The 1,012-nt window shown below is 64.3% G+C and carries 1 protein-coding gene; it reads right to left on the bottom strand.

The features are described from left to right. Positions 1–810, bottom strand: an 810-nt coding sequence (locus tag AB4Y99_RS27835; protein WP_441525636.1) for a GAF domain-containing protein, incomplete at its 3' end; no start/stop codon positions are given. Positions 811–1,012 lie beyond the last annotated feature (202 nt).

Genomic DNA, 1,012 nt, shown 5'->3' with positions numbered 1-1,012 from the left:
GCCCTCGGCCACGCGGTTGAGGCCGACGGTCCAGCGATCGCCGGCGCGTCGGTCGAGGCCGTTGACATGTTGCAGGTTGACGACCGCCGTGCGGTGGATGCGCAGGAAGGACGCCGAGGGCAGCATTCCGGTCCAGAGCGCGAGAGGGCGTAGATCCAGCACGGCCGAACCGTCGTGCAGCCAGACCTTCACATAGTCACGCGCAGACCGGACGCCGAGGATGGTTTGCGGCTCGACCCCGATGGTCTGCCCCGGCCGGCGCAGATAGATCAGCGGGACGAACGGTCTCGAGGTGCCGGCAAGGGAGCGTCCGTCCTGGAAGGAACCATAGCGCGCCAGCGCAATCAGCTCGGCGCACTGAAAGAGCGCATTGATGTCGGCGGGCGGCCAGCGCCGGATCGTGGTGGTCGCATCGAAGCCAATGCAGGCGCGCAATCGTCCCTCGTGAAAGACCGGCACGCTGAGCACGCTCTTGTCGTTTTGCCTGAGCATCTCGACCTGGAGCGCGCGGGCCGGGCGGGGCAGGTCGGCAACACGGTTGATCATCACGGCCTGGCCCTTCACCAGAAACTGGTGGAGCCAGGCGATCATCGCCACGGGCGTGTTCTGCAGATCCTCGACGAACGAGCGGACGCCTTGCCGGCTCCACTCGTGCGTGTTGCGGAAACGGAGCAACTCGGCGTCGTACTCGAACATCCAGGCGCGATCCGCCGCCGCAAGTTCGCCGATTTCGGCGAGCGCAGCAGTGATCGCAATGTCGATCGGCTCGCGAAACAGCCACCGGGCCACGTGGTAGGGCCAACTCGGCATCGTCCCTTCGCCACATGCCTCTGATGGATTGACTTCATAGACGGCATGGGCCGCGGGAGCCGGATACTCCATGCTGTAAAGGACCTCCTGCCGTCGACCACCAAGTCTACTCGCGGCCTACCCTACAGAAAATCAACTCTCTCCGGACTGCCGAACTGGCATAGTCTTATCCCCAGAAGAGGAAACTCAGCGATCCTTGAAG

It is taken from the genome of Allobosea sp. TAB14, assembly GCF_052113865.1.
Lineage (GTDB): Bacteria > Pseudomonadota > Alphaproteobacteria > Rhizobiales > Beijerinckiaceae > Allobosea > Allobosea spartocytisi.
Note: the sequence above shows the minus strand (reverse complement) of the source record. Positions and strands in the feature narration are given on the sequence as shown.